Source organism: Maribacter sp. IgM3_T14_3, assembly GCF_049603095.1.
Taxonomy (GTDB): Bacteria; Bacteroidota; Bacteroidia; order Flavobacteriales; family Flavobacteriaceae; genus Maribacter.
The window spans coordinates 1847552-1865606 of record NZ_CP187138.1 but is presented as its reverse complement, the minus strand read 5'-3'; the positions used below and the strand labels follow the sequence as shown (position 1 = coordinate 1865606).

Genomic DNA, 18055 nt, shown 5'->3' with positions numbered 1-18055 from the left:
TTCAATTTAAATTTTTAAAACAAATATTATTATGTCAGACATTGCATCAAGAGTTAAAGCTATCATCGTTGATAAATTAGGAGTTGATGAAAACGAAGTGGTAACGGAAGCTAGCTTTACCAACGATTTAGGCGCAGATTCATTAGACACGGTAGAGTTGATAATGGAATTCGAAAAAGAATTTGATATCCAAATTCCAGACGATCAAGCTGAGAATATCGCGACTGTTGGTCAAGCCATCAGCTATATAGAAGAAGCGAAGTAAAACATGTTTTCTTGAATAGAATTCAAATTATCCATGTGGTAAATGCTCCGCATGGATAATTTTTTTTAATTTACGCTTGGTTTAGATTTAAACAAATAAGAAGTTAAATGCAGTTAAAGCGAGTTGTAGTTACAGGTTTGGGGGCACTTACCCCAATAGGTATTAATATTGAAGAGTATTGGAATGCATTGGTCAACGGTAAAAGTGGAGCAGCGCCAATTACTTATTACGATACAGAAAAATTCAAAGTAAAGTTCGCATGCGAGCTGAAGAATTACAACATCGAAGATCATTTTGATAGAAAAGAAGGCCGTAAGCTAGATAGATTTGCGCAATACGCACTTGTATCTTCAGATGAAGCTATTCTTGATTCTAAATTAGATTTAGATAAAGTCGATAAATTTCGTGTTGGAGTTATTTGGGGAGCAGGCATCGGAGGATTGGAAACTTTCCAGAACGAGGTCATGAACTTTGCCAATGGTGATGGTACACCAAGATTCAATCCATTCTTTATACCAAAGATGATTGCTGATATAGCACCAGGAAACATATCAATAAAACATGGTTTTATGGGTCCTAATTACACAACTGTTTCAGCATGTGCCTCTTCGGCAAATGCGATGATAGATGCCTTGAACTATATTCGTTTAGGTCATTGCGATGTCATTGTTACAGGTGGTAGCGAAGCGGCCGTAACGATTGCAGGTATGGGTGGTTTCGGAGCAATGCATGCATTATCTACAAGAAATGAGAGTCCAGAAACAGCTTCAAGACCTTTTGATGCGACTAGAGATGGTTTCGTATTAGGTGAAGGAGCAGGGGCATTAGTTCTTGAAGAATATGAACATGCAATAGCAAGAGGAGCAAAAATATATGCAGAAGTAGCAGGTGGCGGTATGTCAAGTGATGCTTACCATATGACAGCACCACACCCAGATGGTATCGGCGTTGTTCGTGTTATGGAAAACTGTTTAAGAGATGCAGGCCTATCGATAGAAGATGTTGATGCTATTAACACACATGGTACATCTACGCCGTTAGGTGATGTTGCAGAACTTAAGGCGATTACCAAAGTATTTGGTGAGCACGCCAAGAATATAAATATTAATTCTACAAAATCAATGACCGGTCACTTGTTAGGTGCAGCCGGCGCTATTGAAGCGATTGCATCGATTTTGGCAATGGAACATGGTATAGTACCACCAACTATAAACCATACCACGGTAGATGAAAATATAGATCCTAGTTTAAACCTTACATTGAATAAAGCTCAAAAACGAGATGTAAAAGTTGCGATGAGCAATACATTTGGTTTTGGTGGGCACAATGCATGTGTGGTTTTTAAAAAAATCGATTAATTAGTTTTTATGTCATTTCCCACAAACTTATTTAATTCCCATCCAAAAGAGGATGGGGATTTTTTTTTGGGAATAACCAAAATTTTAGGTTTCAAGCCTAAAACCTTATCCTATTATAAAAAAGCCTTTCTACATAGGTCAATGAATAAAAAGGATGATAAAGGTAATGCCATGAATTACGAGAGGTTAGAATTCTTAGGCGATTCTATGCTAGGTACTATAATTTCTAAACATTTATACAGCGAAGTACCAGAAGGTGACGAGGGGTATTTGACCAAAATGCGATCTAAAATTGTTAGTAGAGAACATTTAAACGAGCTGGGGAAAGATTTGGGTTTAATAAATTACGTAGAAAGCAGAATACCTAAATCTCACTTTGGTCAAAATATACATGGTAACGTTTTCGAAGCATTGGTTGGGGCGATTTATCTGGATCGTGGTTATAATTATTGCGAGAAATTCATTCACAAAAGAGTAGTTGAGCCTTATGTTGACATTGAACAATTAGAAGGTAGGGTTATAAGTTATAAGAGTTTGGTGATCGAATGGTGTCAAAAGAAAAAGAAGTCTTTTGATTTTGATGTATACGAAGATACTGGCAATGATCCATTAAAACATTTTGCCGTAAAACTTTCAATTGGCGGTAATGTGGTTGCAAAAGCTAGGGCTACATCAAAGAAAAAAGCAGAAGAAAGGGCTTCTAAAAGAGCATTTTTTGCCCTGCAGGACAAAATGGGCAATTGATCATTTATAAAAATGATAAAATGCTAACATTTTAATAACTTTTAAGGTGTTTTTATCAATTTATGTAACTAGGCATTAAGGCTTAGAAGCTTTATATTTACCCTTTTATTGAAGTATGGCTACTACTTACAAAATAAATGATGATTTTTACGATGAATCTTTTAGCCTTATAGCTTTACACACTACCTTAGAAGATTTTTCTTTGGCCTACGGTTTAAACCAAAGCATAAAGGCAAAATTTGTAAGAGCGAAAAAGAATTTTAATCTTGCTGAAAATAAATCGTTTCCAATTTTTGAATGGGATGATGAGTTTAATGATATGTATTGGGTATTAATAGCCAACCATAGCAGTGAAAAAGAACTCGTCACACATGATGATTTATTTAAGAACGAAACAACATATAAACGACCCAGGTTATTACCTGAGTATAAAGATGTTGACTATCTATTAAAAATAGAAACTGAAAAGGATTTTGATACAAATTCCTTAATAAAGAACATATTAATGTTGCCAAGAATAATGGCAGCTTATGAAATAAGTACTGACAAACTAAAATCAAAGAACAATCTAATTTTTTAAATATGCCAACTGTAAAAAAGACGAAAATTGTAGCCACATTAGGGCCTGCAACTAGCAAGAAAGAGGTACTCAGGAGCATGATTGATGCAGGAGTAGATGTATTCAGAATTAACTTCTCTCACGCCGATTACGCCGATGTTAAAGAGCGTGTAGCCATGATACGTGAATTAAATGCTGAAATGGACACCAACACATCCATACTAGCAGATTTACAAGGACCAAAATTGCGTGTAGGCGTAATGGCAGGTGATGTAGTTGTAAGTCCGGGAGACGAAATTACATTCGTAACTGGCGAACCATTTGAAGGTACTGCAAAACGTGTTTACATGAATTATAAAGAATTTCCTAGAGATGTAAAAGCTGGGGAGCGTATTCTTTTAGATGATGGTAAATTAATGTTCGAAGTAGTAACGACTAATGGTGTTGATGAGGTTTTAGCCAAGGTAATACAAGGCGGACCATTAAAATCGAAAAAAGGGGTAAACCTTCCGAACACAAATATTTCTTTACCTGCACTTACTAAAAAGGATATTAAGGATGCTGAATTCGCTATCTCTTTAGAAGTAGATTGGATCGCACTTTCCTTTGTACGTTTTAGCCAAGATCTAATTGATCTACAGAATATTATTAGTAAACACTCGGATCATAAAATTCCAATCATTGCTAAAATTGAAAAGCCAGAGGCTGTAGAGAATATCGATAAAATAGTTGCTTACTGTGATGGTTTAATGGTTGCCCGTGGAGATTTAGGTGTTGAAGTTCCTGCTCATGAAGTACCATTAATTCAAAAGCAATTAGTTTTAAAAGCTAAGAAAGCTAGAATACCGGTAATTATTGCTACCCAAATGATGGAGACCATGATTACTAGCCTTACACCAACCAGAGCAGAAGTAAATGATGTAGCAAACTCTGTTATGGATGGTGCTGATGCCGTAATGTTATCTGGTGAAACTTCTGTTGGTAACTACCCAGTACAGGTTATTGAAAAAATGACAAGTATTTTACAAAGTGTAGAAGGTTCGGATCTAATACATGTACCACATGATCCACCACATATTCGTACCAAGAGATTTATTACAAAATCTATCTGTTACCATGCCGCAACAATGGCGACCGATATTAAAGCGAAAGCAATTTCTACTTTAACGAATAGTGGGTATACTGCATTTCAAATCTCTGCATGGAGACCAAGTGCGCATATTCTTGTGTTTACATCGAACAAAAGAATACTTACGCAATTGAATTTACTTTGGGGCGTAAAAGCTTTTTACTATGATAAGTTTGTATCTACCGATGATACTGTCGATGATGTAAACCGTATCGCTTTCAATAAAGGATATTTACAAGTTGGTGATATGATTATTAGCCTTGCAGCTATGCCTATTAAAGATAAGGGAATGGTAAATACATTAAGAGTTAGTGAAATTGAGTCTGGTGATATTTAGTCAGCTTACCTATAATAAATAAAAAGGGTCGCTATTTAGCGACCCTTTTTTATGCTTTAAAGTGAAATACTTAAGCGACTTCTTTTTCAAATGCGATAAAGTTAACAAAAGCTCCATTTTTATCGAATATAGGTTCCCCTTGAATCCAACAATTATAAGTAGAGCCATCTTTTCGGTAGTTAACTACAGTAACCTCAAATGGTTTTTTCTGATTAACCGCATCAGAAACTATTTTCAAAGTCGATTTGGATGTCAAATTTCCCTGAAACATTTTCGGACTTTTACCTATTACTTCTTCAGGATGGTATTGACTCATATTCCACATGTTCTTAGTAGCAAAAACAATGTTTAATTTTGCGTCAGTTACCACAACAACATTCTTGTTAGCCTTTAATTTTTCATCTAGAATATTGGTATCAATATTCCATGAATTTGTAGAAACTAAGTTTAATAGTAGAGCCGCATCTTCTTCTGTACGTTTTATGTCTTCATAATTAGAAGCGTAAAAGTCCCAAGAAAGAACAGGCAACATAGTAAAGTTTAAGCTTTTTCTAAACTTAATTACGGCATTATCGTAATTTTTTAAATCTATCATTCTGTGTAGTTTAGAGATAATTAAAATTTCTTTTTCATAGCAATTTGCTATAAAACTATAAAAATTACCAATGACACTTATAATTTTAAGAGATGATTCATATAAATGTTTAAGTCTTCTTTCATTAAACTTTAAAAAAGTCATTAAAAAGTTGAACACAAATAATGATAATTCTCTCGTAAATACCTGAACATAAAGAAAAACCCTAATAGAAATTACTTCCATTAGGGTTTAAAATAAGTGCATTATGTGCTAAAAATTAATTCCAACCGCCACCTAAAGCTTGGTAAACATTTACCCTTGCCATTAGTTGATCCTTCTTGGTTTCGACCAATTCCATTTTAGATTCCAAAGCTTCACGTTGTGTAAGTAATACTTCAATATATTCAATTCTTGCAGATTGAAATAATCGTGTAGAAAGATCAATAGATTCGGTCAATGCCTTTACTTGGTTTTCCTTAAGGGCATAACTTTGCTTTAGGTTTTCCATTTTAGACAGTTGATTAACCACCTCTATATAGCCGCTCAAAAGCGCTTTTTCGTATTCGTATACGGCTTGTATCTGTTTAGAATTTGCGGTGTTATAATCTGCTTTAATCGCATTTCTATTGATAAGAGGACCCACGATATCGCCAACCGCACTATATATTAAAGATGCCGGAGTCTCGGTTAAGTATTTAGGTTTGAAAGCCTGAAGACCTATACCCGCTTTCAATCCAATAGATGGGTAAAAGTTGGCTCTTGCTACTTTAATATTAAGTTTTGCAGCTTCTAATTCATATTCAGCTTGTTTAATATCGGGTCTATTAAGAAGAAGTTGAGAAGGCAAACCTGCATAAATTGTATCCATCTCGGTTTCAATAAACCCTTCAGAATTACGGGCAATTGGTTGAGGTTGGCGACCGATCAAAAAATTTAATTTGTTTTCCATTTCAACAATTTCTTGCTGTACTTCATACTTGTAGCTTTGATTCTTTAGCACTTCTGCCTCAAATCTTTTTACGGCAAGTTCTGTTGCTCTTGCAGCCTCTTTTTGTAAGCGTACCATTTTCAGCGCATTGCCTTGTAGTTCAAGATTTTGCTCTATAAATGCCAATTGATTGTCTAATGCAATAAGCTCATAATACGAATCTGCAATTTCAGCAATTAATCTAGTCACCATAAAGTTTTTACCTTCGATGGTCGATAGATATTCTAGAGCAGCGGCTTTTTTAGAGTTGCGAAGTTTTTTCCAAACATCTAACTCCCAAGTAGCAAAAAGTCCCGCAGAGTAATCGGTTAAAGGCTCAGGAAACTCTTCACCATCTTTTATATCCAAATTCTTTTCTACAGCGCCGTTACGGGTAAATTCACCCACTTTCTCGACTTCAGCACCAACACCATAAGATATAAAAGGCAGGTATTCTCCCTTTCTAGCTTTAACCTCGTTTTGTGCAACATCGATCTGCTGCATCATAATACGTAGTTCTTGGTTATTATTTAGTGCGGTGTCAATCAATTTTGTCAGGTTTTCATCTTTAAAGAAATCCTTCCATTTTAATTGGGCGCTGTTTGTTGAATCTGTAGCTTGATCGACATACTTTGATGGCATAGTTGTATTCGCTACTTTCAAATCTTTAGTAGGTACGCATGAATAGAATAAACCTACATTAATAAGAACCACCAAAAGTAGTTTTCCATGCTTCATGGTTTTTTTAATTTTGATCATCTTCTTGTTTTTTGGTTAGTTTTTTAATCATTTGTTTTAGCTCGCGAAGTTTTTGACGTGTTTTACTTTCACCCTCACTTATTCGTACAAATTCTTCTGAAATAGTTTCCGAAGATTCCCCTTTTATTAGGCCACGACCGTCTGCCATTGTTGCAAAAATGTAATATAGACCTGGTATAATAAGTACTCCGATTAAAGTACCCATAAGCATACCGCCCATAGCAGAACCACCAATAGTTTTATTAGCAATCGCCCCGGCACCATGTGCTACTACCAAAGGGATAAGTCCTGCGATAAATGCAAATGAAGTCATTAAAATAGGTCTAAATCTCACTTTTGCACCTTCAATGGCAGACTCTAGAATAGTGCTGCCTTGTCTTCGTTTTTGAACAGCGAATTCTACAATAAGAACCCCGTTTTTACCTAGAAGTCCGACCAGCATGATGAGTCCGATTTGAGCATATACATCATTGGCTAATCCCATTGTTTTCAGCATAACGAAAGAACCTAGAATACCAATAGGTAAGGATAGGAGTATAGCAAACGGTAGTAAAAAGCTTTCGTATTGTGCAGCAAGTACGAAATACACAAAGATTAATACGACTAGAAATATGTAAATAGATTCATTACCTCTTTGAGCTTCGTCATATGATAAACCTTCCCAAGCGACATCGAAACCTCTAGGTAGTGTTTGCTCGGCAACTTCATTGATTGCGTCAATGGCATCACCACTGGTAAAACCTTCTGCAGGCAAACCTCTAATAGAAGCAGAATTGTAAAGGTTGTACCTTGTAATTTCATTAGGTCCTAATTTCTTCTCCATAGACATAAATGCTGAATAAGGTACCATTTCGCCCTCTTCGTTTTTTACAAATAGTTTTTCTAGATCTGAAGGCAAGGCTCTATATTCTGGAGCTGCTTGCGTATACACTTTAAAGAACCTACCAAAACGAATGAATCCTTGTTCATAAGTACTACCAATTAAAATGTTTAGATTCTCCATAGCTTTACCAATGGAAACACCTTTTTGCATGGCAATTTTATTATTAATTTTCAATTCGTATTGCGGGTAGTTGGCAGAGTAGAATGTAAATAAACCAGTAAGTTCATCGCGTTTAGATAGCGCATCCATGAAATCATTGTTGATTTTTTCAAATTCATGATAAGCGGTACCATCGGTCTTATCTAAAAGTCGCATTGAGAATCCGCCCGAAGAACCAAAACCAGGTACTGCTGGCGGTTCAAAATATTCAATAACTGCACCGAGTTCTTTTGTTTCTTCCTCCAGCTCTTCCATAATCTCATGAACCGAGTGATGACGCTCTCCCCAAGATTTAAGGTTGATCAAAACCGTACCTGCGTTAGAACCACGACCCTCTGTCATAATCTCATAACCTGCTAAAGACGAAACAGATTCAACACCTTCGGTCTCTTCACAAATTTTCTGAAGTTTTCTAGCGACGTCATTTGTACGCTCTAAAGTTGATCCTGGCGGTGTCTGTATAATGGCATAAATCATACCTTGATCTTCATTAGGTATAAAGCCGGCAGGTAATGTTTGGTTCGTGAAAAAAATACCAATGCAGAAAGCACCTAATATTCCAAAAGTCACTAGCCTTCTTGCAACAATTTTGTTCAGAATCTTGACGTATCTACCGGTTAATTTTTCAAAACCCCTGTTGAACCAATCTATAAATTTATCTATAGGAGATTTTTTACGCGCTTTACCATGATTATTTTTAAGTATCATGGCGCATAAAACCGGAGTTAATGTAAGTGCGACAATTGCAGATAAAACGATTGACCCAGCCATAGTAATTGAAAATTGGCGATAGAATACACCGACGGGTCCTGACATGAATGCAATTGGTATAAATACCGAAACCATTACAAGGGTAATTGCGATAATAGCACCACCGATTTCGTTGACTACAAGTTTTACAGCTTCATAAGGGCCTAAATGTGTTTCTTCCATTTTTGCATGTACGGCTTCAACCACAACAATGGCATCATCTACTACAATACCAATGGCGAGCACTAGAGCGAACAATGTAATTAGGTTGATTGATAGCCCGAATAATTGCATAATAAAAAATGCACCGATTAATGATACGGGCACTGCAATAATTGGAATAAGGGTAGAACGCCAATCACCCAGAAAGAGAAATTCAACAATAGCAACTAATATAAAGGCATCTCTTAAAGTATGAATAACCTGTTCTATCGATGCGTTCAAGAAGTTAGAAACATCATAGCTTATTTTATAATCAAGACCGGTAGGCAATTCTTTTTTAAGCTCGGCTAACTTGGTTTTTACCTCTTCGATCACATCACTGGCATTACTGCCAAAAGTTTGTTTCAATACGATAGAGGCAGATGGTTTACCGTCTAAGTTAGAATAGATATCAAAAAATTCACTACCTAATTCTACATCTGCTACATCACCTAATTTTAAAATTTCACCTTCTGCAGTTGCTTTAAGAATAATGTCTTTATACTGTTGTGGCTCATCGAACCTATCTTGATACATGAGCACGTATTCTAAAGATTGCGATGTTTTACCAGAACTTTGACCTATTCTACCAGGGCGCGCTAAAATACTTTGCTCTTCCATAGCTTCAAGAATTTCTTCTGCAGAAACATTGTAGGCACGCATACGGTCTGGTTTTAACCAAACACGCATGGCATATTTACGACTACCTAAAATTTGAGCACTTGCAATACCATCTATTCGTTGAATTTCTGGGATCATTTTGGTGTATGCATAATTGTATAAAAACAACTCATGATCATCAGAATTGTCGCTGTATAGGTTTACATACATTAACATACTTGGTTGAACAGGAGTGATAATTACACCTTCGCGCTGTACCAATTCAGGTAACAAAGGCATTACTTGATCCACTCTAGTTTTAACCCTTACCACAGCCTGATCTGGATCTGTGCCAGGTTCAAAAATAATACGAATGGTACCTTCGCCAGCACTAGTGGCATCAGATGCGATGTATCGCATATCTTGAACACCGTTAATGGCTGTTTCTAGAGGAATTAAGGTAGATTTCACCAAAACGTCTGCACTAGAACCAGGGTAGGCTATAAAGATATTCACCGTAGTAGGCGAAATATCTGGAAACTGTGAAATGGGCAATTGCTTTATAGAAAGCAATCCCACAAAAACTATTATTACCGATATGACAATAGCCAATACCGGTCTTTTTATAAACTTACTGAACATGTCTTTTGTATTTTTTTGATTATTCCGCGTACACGGCTAATTTTGAAATCACTTCATTTGGTTCAGCAAATTCAATTTCAATCTTTTCGTTGTTTTTTACCATACGTATACCGTCAACTAGTATTTTGTCGCTTAGCTTTAAACCTTTGCCAATTACAAAAAGGTGAGGTAGTTCTGCAGCAACAGTAATTTCTGTTTGGTGAACTACATTATCTTGATCAACAACAAAGACAAATTTTTTATCTAAAATTTCGAATGTTGCTTTTTGAGGAATAATCAATGCATCTTTAAAAGGTATAGTCATTAGAACACTACCAGTTTCACCATGTCTAAGAATTTGATCAGGATTTTGAAATGTTGCTCTAAAAGCAATGTTACCTGTTTCATTATTAAATTCACCTTCAATAGTTTCAACGATTCCTTTTTGGTTGAATTTTTTATTGTTGGCCATTAATAGTTGCACTTCTTTTTTGGTTTCTTTATCGGTGCTAATGATATAATCTAAATATTCGGCTTCTGGAACATTAAAATACACCCACATTTTTGAATTGTCTGATAAAGTGGTCAGCAATTCACCTTCATCTAAAAGACTTCCTTCTCTTGCATGAAGGTGATCCATAATTCCATCGAAAGGAGCTCTAATGTTGGTAAATCCTAAATGGGTCTGCGCTAAAGAAACTTCGGCATTTGCTTTGTCGAAATTTGCTTTTGCCATGGCAAGTTCATTTTTAGAAACGACATTTCCATCGGTTAAAAGTTGGGTGTTTTGCAGTTCTATTTCAGCAACTTTTGCTTCTGCTTTTGCTTTTTGCAAATCTGCTTCATAGATGTTGGGCATTATATTGAACATTTTTTGCCCTTTTTTAACTAGTTGCCCTTCATCTACGTGAATTTCCTTCAAATACCCTTTTTCTAGGGCTCTAAGTTCAATATGTTTAAATGAATTAATATTACATACATAATCTTTGGTAATCGATGTATCTTTTTTAATGGGACTGGTAATAAGAAATTTAACGTGCTCTTCTTTTTTTTCTTTTTTTGAATTGCAACTTGCCGCAATGAATAAAGTGCATGCGGTAGCGATCAGGAGTACTCTCTTGGTCATAAAAATGGATATTTAATTGATTGGAAAAATGAAATTTAAAAATGCGGAGACACTCAATTTTTAAGGCAGGTTGATTTATGAATCTAAACTGGCTGTAGCCTTAAAAATGATGTCAGGTCAGATATAATCTTGACCAAAAGAAATCTTATATACGAAAAACTTGGTATAGGACAAAGCGCCTATCTGCTGTAGGTAGAAAAGCAAATAGCTTTTGTAGTGAATTGCTATTTGTAAAATAACTGAATAAAAATAGTACTGATAAAAGGTAATAGGAAATTGTAACTTGGTGCTGTTCCACACCTTTTTTATAGAAAGTATGTTCACTCTCTTCTTCACCAATTTCTACAGCTTCAATTTCAAGCGCCTTCTCAGAATTATCTAAAGTGCCTTTTAAAACTGCATCATTATCAACTACAACAGTTTCTACATTGTTGTCTATTGAATTTGTGAATTGTTGAATGGATTGAAAAGAGGTAGCCCCTATATTGTAGTTAGCCAATAGAGGACTGTATATACCAGAAAGTAATATACAGGTAGAAATAAGAAATTTTAAAAAACTCTTTTTCATTTAAGGGGTCAAAATTATTCTAGCAATAGTTGCTGTACAAGTATCTGTAGTTAATTTTTGTTAACATTTATGAGATTTATTTAAAAAGCTAGAAATGAAGCCATAACCTTCAGAAATCGAATTTTAATTGAACTAAAATTGATTTATTGTCAATTTTTTTAGCTGTTTTATCATCGGTATTTAAGTTAGAAAGCGATATACCGAGCAGTCTTACGGAGTTTTGAAGTTCTTCTTGATACAAAAGATCTTTTGCTGTTTCAAGAATCAAGTTTTTGTCTGCAATAAAATAGGGTAATGTTTTACTTCTCGTATTCAACGTAAAATCACTATACTTTATCTTCAAAGTAATTGTTTTACCTGCAACCTTAGATTTAGACAATCTTCTTTCTAGCTCTTGGGCAATATGATCTAAACGCTCGAGCATAAAAATCTCACTACTCAGGTTTTCATTGAAAGTACGCTCTGCACCAACTGATTTAGGAATGCGATGTGGTTTAACTTCGCTATTGTGAATACCACGCACCACATGATAATAGTAGGGTCCGCTCTTGCCAAAGTTTTCTGCCAGAAATTCTATTGATTTCTTTTTTAGGTCATTACCGGTAAAAATGCCCAGCTTGTACATTTTTTCAGCAGTTACTTTACCTACGCCGTAAAACTTTCTAATATCTAATTCTTCTAAAAAAGGAATCACCTCTTCTGGATTGACCGTTTTTTGTCCGTTAGGCTTGTTAATATCACTGGCGATTTTGGCAATAAACTTGTTGATAGATATACCTGCGGATGCGTTTAAGCCTGTTTTTTCTAAAATACGTTGTCGAATTTCAGTGGCAAGCATAGTAGCAGAAGGGTTGCCTTTTTTATTGATTGTAACATCTAAATAAGCTTCGTCAAGAGAAAGGGGCTCAACTAGATCGGTATATTCGAAAAATATAGAACGTATAATTTTCGAGATTTCTTTATACCGTTCGAACCTTGGTTTTACAAAGGTTAACTGCGGACAGTTTTTCTTAGCCATAAATCCGCTCATGGCACTGCGCACACCAAATTTACGGGCTTCATAATTAGCTGCAGAAACAACACCTCTTTTTTCACTACCACCCACAGCCAAAGGCTTCCCTTTTAAATCTGGGTTATCCAATTCTTCTACAGATGCATAAAACGCATCCATATCAACATGAATAATTTTACGAAGAGGCATTTCATTGGGCATAAGCAAATTTAAGACTTATCTTAGTTTATAGATAGTAGTTTTAACCATTCATATGATAGAAATAGAGCGTAAGTTTTTGGTAAAATCTGATGATTATAAATCGTTTGCAAGTTCTAAAACAAGAATTGTTCAAGGTTTTTTGAATACGGATCCAAATAGAACAGTTAGGGTTAGAATTAAAGGCGATTTAGGCTTCATTACTGTTAAGGGTAAATCAAATGAAACAGGGACATCTCGTTTTGAGTGGGAAAAAGAAATTTCAGTCGATGAGGCAGAAAGTCTAATGAAATTATGTGAAAAAGGTATTTTAGAAAAAAGCAGGTACGAAATTTCAGTAGGGCAACATACGTATGAAGTAGATGAGTTTTACGGCGATAATTTAGGATTGACAGTTGCCGAAATAGAACTGAGATCTGAAAATGAAAATTTCGAAAAACCTGATTGGCTAGGCGAAGAAGTTACGGGTAATGTAAAATATTATAATTCACAATTAAGTAAATCTCCTTTCAATCGCTGGTAGTTTTTCGATAAGTTGATAAGAGGTAACTATCCATTAGAAATAAGAAAAGATGCAAAGGGTCTCCGCGACATCATCCATTCCGGCCCTTTGCATCCAATTTTAAGTGTAACTTTAATTCTAATGTTACACACTTGTTTTTATAAGTAGCTTACTGCCACCCGCCACCAAGAGAGCGGTATAATTCAACTGTAGCTGATAATTGAGTGAATTTGTTGTTTACTAAATTTAACTCAGCATTTAAAGAATTCTCTCTTGCAGTTAACAAATCTAAATAGGTCAGGTAACCACTGTTCAACAATTCTTCAGAATTACTTTCTGCTCTTTTTAATGCCGATACTTGCTTAGAGATAAACCCTTCTTTTTCAATAGCTATGTTGTAATCATATAAAGCTTCAGATACTTCTTTACCAGCAGTTAAAAGAGCTTTTTTAAAACTTAATAAAGACTGCTCTTGTTGTACTTGGGCAACCTCATAAGCAGTTCTAATTTTTCTACCGTTAAAAATCGGTTGTGTAAGTCCGCCTATCAAATTTGCAAATATTGAACTAGAATCTATCCAATTATCAAGATCCAAACTTTGAAATCCGCCTTGCGCCGATAAAGTTATAGATGGGTAAAAATTACTTCTGGCAACATTAGTTAGTTCAAAACTGTTCACCAAACTATATTCTGCCTGCATAATATCTGGTCTATTGCGAAGTAAAAGCGCTGGCACCCCAAGTTGCATTTCACTTGCTAGAGATTGCTCATCTAACGTACTACGAGAATAGATTTGCGGTTGTTCACTTAATAAAATACTTAGGGTGTTTTCTGCTTGATATAGCAAATTCTTAATATCCAATAATTGGCTCTGAGCGCTATATAATTGCGCTGCAGTTTGGTCAACACCAACCTGGTTTGTTAGTCCGGCCTCTTTTAAAGCAGTAATTGTCTCTAAACTTTTAGAACGGTTTTCAATCGTCTCTTCAGTAACTGAAATCTGCTTATCTAAAGCCAAAATCTGATAGTAAGTAGTAGCAATTTGCGCTACTAAACTAGTTTTTACAGCCTTATGGGCAGCTACAGTTTGTAAGTAACTTGCATCGCTAGCACGTTTGGTACTTCTAATTTTTCCCCAGATATCTGCTTCCCAAGAAGCGGTACCAGAAGTTTCATATTGATTGAACGGTTGAGTGAAAAAACTACCAAACTGTCCGTTTTCACTAGTTCTTGCAGTTCTAGTAGCACTTGCTGCACCATTTATAGTTGGCAAATAGCCAGCTTTACCCTGCTTAACATAAGCTTCGGCAGCCGCAATGCTCTGAAGAGCAATGCGAATGTCAAGGTTATTCCCTAATCCTCTTTGAATATATGTCTTCAAATGAGCATCTGTAAAAAGGTCTTGGTAAGAAACCGAAGCGAAAGATATACTGTCTTGCGGCAGTTGATCAGTTCTATATAAATTTTCGGTCTCTACAGTTGGTCGCTCGTATGTTTTTGCTGTAAAACAAGACTGCAGCAAAAGCGGCAGAATGGCAACCAGTAAAAGTTTATTCGATATTATTTTATTCATGATTTCTTTAGTTCTTTTATTCTTCAATAGAAGGTTGTGGAGCACCTGTAATACGCTCTTGAATAGTTTGGAAAATAACATACAATGCCGGTATAACGAATACACCGAATATGGTACCTATTAACATACCACCTACAGCACTCATACCAATAGATCTGTTACCTACAGCACCAATACCCGATGATAATGCCAATGGCATTAAACCAAGAATGAATGCGAATGATGTCATTAAAATTGGTCTAAGTCTTGCTTTTGCACCGTCAATAGCAGAGTCAATAATAGACATCCCCTGTTTTCTACGTTGCAATGCGAACTCTACAATAAGAATGGCATTTTTAGAAAGCAGACCAATAAGCATAATTAATGCAATCTGAAAATAGATGTTATTTTCAAGTCCCGCCATACTTACAAAACCAATAGCACCTGCAATACCAACTGGTAATGAAAGTAAAATTGCTAATGGTAAAACATATGATTCGTATTGGGCACTTAATAAGAAGTATACAAATACCAAGCTCAATATAAAAATGATGATAGTTTGGCTACCTGCGCTATTCTCCTCTTTAGTAAGTCCAGAATATTCATAGGTATAATTATTAGGTAATACCTCTGCAGCTACCTCTTCGATTGCTTTAATGGCATCACCAGTTGAATACCCAGGGTTCATAGCTCCGTTTACTTTTACAGAACTCAACAAGTTAAATCTACTTACCACCTCAGGACCATATATTTTCTTTAGCGATACAAATTGAGATACGGCAACCGACTCTCCATTAGCGTTAGTAACGAAAATATGGTTCAATGAATTTTCATCGGCTCTATCTTCAGGTTTCGCTTGAATCATTACACGGTATTGCTTACCGAACTTGTTGAAATCGGTAGTATAAAGACCACCATAATAACCTTGCATTGCGCTGAAAACATCAGTTACCGCTAAGCCAGCCATTTTTGTTTTCTCAACATCTACATCTAACTCATATTGAGGGAAATTGGCGTTGAAGTTAGTAATAGCATATTGTACCTCTGGTCTTGCATTAATAGCGGCTAAAAACTCATTAGTAACTTTGTTTACCGTTTGCCAATCATCGGCGTCTTTACTCTGTAAGTTCATTTCAAAACCAGTAGAGTTACCGAAACCACGAACACTTGGCGGAGTAAAAAAGAAGATTTTAGCATCTTTAAGTCCCGCTGTTTTAGCGAATAGGCTTCCTACTACTTCTTTAACAGATTCTCCTTCACCTTCTCTTTCACCCCAATCTTTAAGACGAAGTACTGAGAAAGCATATGAACCACCATTTACACTATTTAAAATACTAAATCCGGTAATGTTCATTCTAGCTTGAATGATATCCATAGATTGGTAGATAGAATCTAATTGCTTAACTGTTTTCTGTGTCTGCTCTAAAGTAGTACCAGGGGGCATGGTAACATCAGCAAATACAATAGCTTTATCTTCATTTGGTATAAAACCTGTTGGTGTTGATTGAAACAATAGGAATGCAATAACTGCAAAAACTGCGAGTGAAACCCATGTCAACCATTTTCTTTTAGATAAGAATTTTACAGAACCAACATATTTATCGGTAACGGCATCAAAACCAGTATTGAAAGCAGAAAAGAAACGCTTTACAACACCTTTCTTTTTTTCTTCAGATGTATGATGTGGCTTCAATAATAGAGCAGCCAAAGCCGGACTCAATGTCAAAGCGTTTACAGCAGAAATCAGAATTGCTATTGCTAATGTGATACCAAATTGTTGATAGAACACACCAGACGATCCACTAATAAATGATACAGGAATAAATACTGCAGACATGACCAAGGTGATAGATATAATAGCACCAGATATTTCAGACATGGCAGATTTAGTTGCTTTTTTCGCATCAGTAGCTCCCTCTTCCATTTTCGCATGAACCGCTTCGACGACAACAATGGCATCATCGACCACAATACCAATGGCGAGAATCATGGCGAATAAGGTTAACATGTTAATGGAGTACCCAAATAACGAGAGAAAGAAGAACGTACCTACAATCGCTACCGGAACCGCAATAGCAGGTATTAATGTTGATCTAAAATCTTGTAGAAATAAGAATACCACTAAGAATACCAGTAAAAATGCTTCAATTAATGTTTGTACAACATGTTCAATAGAGGCACTTAAGAAATCTTTTGTGTTGTAAGGAATTACATAATCTAAACCTTTAGGGAAATCTGGTTTACTCTCATCTAAAATAGATTGTATTTGGTCAATAATGGCGTTTGCATTAGAACCAGACGTTTGAAATATACCAACTGCGGTACCGGGCTTACCCATACCTTCGTTTTTAGTACCGTAATTAAACGCACCTAACTCAACTTCGGCAACATCTTTAAGACGTAAAAATTGACCATTTTCTTGAGCTCTAATAATAATGTTTTCATAGGCAGCTTCGTCAGAAAGACGACCTTTATATTTTAATACATACTCATAAACTCCGTCAGCATTTTCACCGATTTTACCAGTTGCTGCTTCAAGGTTTTGTTCTCTTAATGCGTTTTGAATATCAGATGGCATTAACTTATAGGCGGCCATTTTCTCAGGATTCAACCATATACGCATCGAGTAATCTTTGGCACCGAAAACTGTTACGTTACCAACACCCTCAATACGTTGAAGTTTAGGTACAAGATTTATTCTAGCATAGTTCTCTACAAAGGTTGCATCGTACTCATCATTATCAGAAAATAAGGAGAAGAAAAGTAATGCACTGGTCTGAGATTTTTGGGTAATAACACCAGTCTGTACTACCGCTTGTGGTAAAACACTATTTGCTCTGGCAACTCTGTTTTGAACGTTTACGGCAGCAATATCTGCGTTGGTACCTAATTTAAAAAATACATTTATCGTTGCAGCACCATCATTACTGGCAGTAGAAGTCATATATAGCATGTCTTCAACGCCATTGATCTGTTCCTCTAAAGGAATAACAACACTCTTAAGTACTGTTTCTGCGTTTGCCCCTGTGTAGGTACTTGTTACTTGCACCGTCGGTGGTGCTATTTCTGGATATTCCTCTATAGGCAAGGTCGTTAAACCTAAAATACCTAGAATAACTATAATGATCGAAATCACCGTAGAAAGTACGGGACGATCTATAAATTTTTGAAACATTGTTGTTTATTTA

Annotated in this window: 14 protein-coding genes; 6 read left to right on the top strand and 8 right to left on the bottom strand. The window is 35.8% G+C overall.

Annotated elements, in window-relative coordinates:
* The first annotated feature begins 31 nt into the window (after positions 1–31).
* The 5 genes from ACPF9A_RS08385 (at position 32) to pyk (ending at position 4392) form a co-directional block, all read left to right on the top strand.
* A complete protein-coding gene (locus ACPF9A_RS08385; protein ID WP_008269813.1) occupies positions 32–265 on the top strand; it encodes an acyl carrier protein in 234 nt (77 codons plus the stop codon).
* 107 nt (positions 266–372) lie between these two features.
* A complete protein-coding gene (gene fabF / locus ACPF9A_RS08380; protein ID WP_424003458.1) occupies positions 373–1623 on the top strand; it encodes a beta-ketoacyl-ACP synthase II in 1251 nt (416 codons plus the stop codon).
* Between the two features lie 9 nt (positions 1624–1632).
* Positions 1633–2367, top strand: a complete 735-nt coding sequence (rnc, locus tag ACPF9A_RS08375) for a ribonuclease III (protein WP_424003456.1) — start codon at positions 1633–1635, stop codon at positions 2365–2367.
* A 115-nt stretch (positions 2368–2482) separates the two neighbouring features.
* Positions 2483–2947, top strand: a complete 465-nt coding sequence (locus ACPF9A_RS08370; RefSeq protein WP_424003454.1) for an IPExxxVDY family protein — start codon at positions 2483–2485, stop codon at positions 2945–2947.
* Positions 2948–2949: 2 nt separating this feature from the next.
* Positions 2950–4392 carry a pyruvate kinase gene (gene pyk / locus ACPF9A_RS08365; protein ID WP_424003452.1) on the top strand — a complete coding sequence of 481 codons (1443 nt, stop codon included), beginning with the start codon at positions 2950–2952 and terminating at the stop codon, positions 4390–4392.
* Between the two features lie 70 nt (positions 4393–4462).
* Here pyk and ACPF9A_RS08360 read toward each other — a convergent pair whose 3' ends face one another.
* The 6 genes from ACPF9A_RS08360 to dinB form a co-directional block, all read right to left on the bottom strand.
* Complete coding sequence (locus ACPF9A_RS08360) at positions 4463–4987, bottom strand: PAS domain-containing protein (protein ID WP_424003450.1); 525 nt, start codon at positions 4985–4987, stop codon at positions 4463–4465.
* Between the two features lie 259 nt (positions 4988–5246).
* Entirely contained in the window at positions 5247–6695 is a 1449-nt protein-coding gene (locus ACPF9A_RS08355; RefSeq protein WP_424003448.1) for a TolC family protein, read from the bottom strand.
* Positions 6682–9930 carry an efflux RND transporter permease subunit gene (locus tag ACPF9A_RS08350; RefSeq protein WP_424003446.1) on the bottom strand — a complete coding sequence of 1083 codons (3249 nt, stop codon included), beginning with the start codon at positions 9928–9930 and terminating at the stop codon, positions 6682–6684. The genes ACPF9A_RS08355 and ACPF9A_RS08350 overlap by 14 nt, the downstream gene beginning before the upstream one ends.
* Positions 9931–9949: 19 nt before the next feature.
* Complete coding sequence (locus ACPF9A_RS08345) at positions 9950–11035, bottom strand: efflux RND transporter periplasmic adaptor subunit (RefSeq protein WP_424003444.1); 1086 nt, start codon at positions 11033–11035, stop codon at positions 9950–9952.
* Between the two features lie 145 nt (positions 11036–11180).
* Positions 11181–11603: a hypothetical protein gene (locus ACPF9A_RS08340; RefSeq protein WP_424003442.1), complete on the bottom strand. Its 423-nt coding sequence runs from the start codon at positions 11601–11603 to the stop codon at positions 11181–11183.
* 109 nt (positions 11604–11712) lie between these two features.
* Positions 11713–12816, bottom strand: coding sequence for a DNA polymerase IV (dinB, locus tag ACPF9A_RS08335; RefSeq protein ID WP_424003441.1), 1104 nt, complete (start codon positions 12814–12816; stop codon positions 11713–11715).
* A 52-nt stretch (positions 12817–12868) separates the two neighbouring features.
* Here dinB and ACPF9A_RS08330 point away from each other — a divergent pair, with 52 nt between their 5' ends.
* On the top strand, positions 12869–13336 hold the full coding sequence (locus ACPF9A_RS08330) for a CYTH domain-containing protein (protein WP_424003439.1): 468 nt from the start codon (positions 12869–12871) through the stop codon (positions 13334–13336).
* 148 nt (positions 13337–13484) lie between these two features.
* Here the strand turns inward: ACPF9A_RS08330 and ACPF9A_RS08325 are convergent, their stop codons facing one another.
* Together ACPF9A_RS08325 and ACPF9A_RS08320 are read right to left on the bottom strand one after the other, a co-directional pair.
* Positions 13485–14888, bottom strand: a complete 1404-nt coding sequence (locus ACPF9A_RS08325) for a TolC family protein (protein ID WP_424003437.1) — start codon at positions 14886–14888, stop codon at positions 13485–13487.
* Positions 14889–14904: 16 nt separating this feature from the next.
* Positions 14905–18042, bottom strand: coding sequence for an efflux RND transporter permease subunit (locus ACPF9A_RS08320; RefSeq protein WP_424003435.1), 3138 nt, complete (start codon positions 18040–18042; stop codon positions 14905–14907).
* Positions 18043–18055 lie beyond the last annotated feature (13 nt).

Excerpts from the sequence above, each read along its gene's own strand:
- ACPF9A_RS08385 (WP_008269813.1), top strand. The coding sequence starts at position 32 with ATGTCAGACATTGCATCAAGAGTTAAAGCTATCATCGTTGATAAATTA.
- fabF (WP_424003458.1), top strand. The coding sequence starts at position 373 with ATGCAGTTAAAGCGAGTTGTAGTTACAGGTTTGGGGGCACTTACCCCA.
- rnc (WP_424003456.1), top strand. The coding sequence starts at position 1,633 with ATGTCATTTCCCACAAACTTATTTAATTCCCATCCAAAAGAGGATGGG.
- ACPF9A_RS08370 (WP_424003454.1), top strand. The coding sequence starts at position 2,483 with ATGGCTACTACTTACAAAATAAATGATGATTTTTACGATGAATCTTTT.
- pyk (WP_424003452.1), top strand. The coding sequence starts at position 2,950 with ATGCCAACTGTAAAAAAGACGAAAATTGTAGCCACATTAGGGCCTGCA.
- ACPF9A_RS08360 (WP_424003450.1), bottom strand. The coding sequence starts at position 4,987 with ATGATAGATTTAAAAAATTACGATAATGCCGTAATTAAGTTTAGAAAA.
- ACPF9A_RS08355 (WP_424003448.1), bottom strand. The coding sequence starts at position 6,695 with ATGATCAAAATTAAAAAAACCATGAAGCATGGAAAACTACTTTTGGTG.
- ACPF9A_RS08350 (WP_424003446.1), bottom strand. The coding sequence starts at position 9,930 with ATGTTCAGTAAGTTTATAAAAAGACCGGTATTGGCTATTGTCATATCG.
- ACPF9A_RS08345 (WP_424003444.1), bottom strand. The coding sequence starts at position 11,035 with ATGACCAAGAGAGTACTCCTGATCGCTACCGCATGCACTTTATTCATT.
- ACPF9A_RS08340 (WP_424003442.1), bottom strand. The coding sequence starts at position 11,603 with ATGAAAAAGAGTTTTTTAAAATTTCTTATTTCTACCTGTATATTACTT.
- dinB (WP_424003441.1), bottom strand. The coding sequence starts at position 12,816 with ATGCCCAATGAAATGCCTCTTCGTAAAATTATTCATGTTGATATGGAT.
- ACPF9A_RS08330 (WP_424003439.1), top strand. The coding sequence starts at position 12,869 with ATGATAGAAATAGAGCGTAAGTTTTTGGTAAAATCTGATGATTATAAA.
- ACPF9A_RS08325 (WP_424003437.1), bottom strand. The coding sequence starts at position 14,888 with ATGAATAAAATAATATCGAATAAACTTTTACTGGTTGCCATTCTGCCG.
- ACPF9A_RS08320 (WP_424003435.1), bottom strand. The coding sequence starts at position 18,042 with ATGTTTCAAAAATTTATAGATCGTCCCGTACTTTCTACGGTGATTTCG.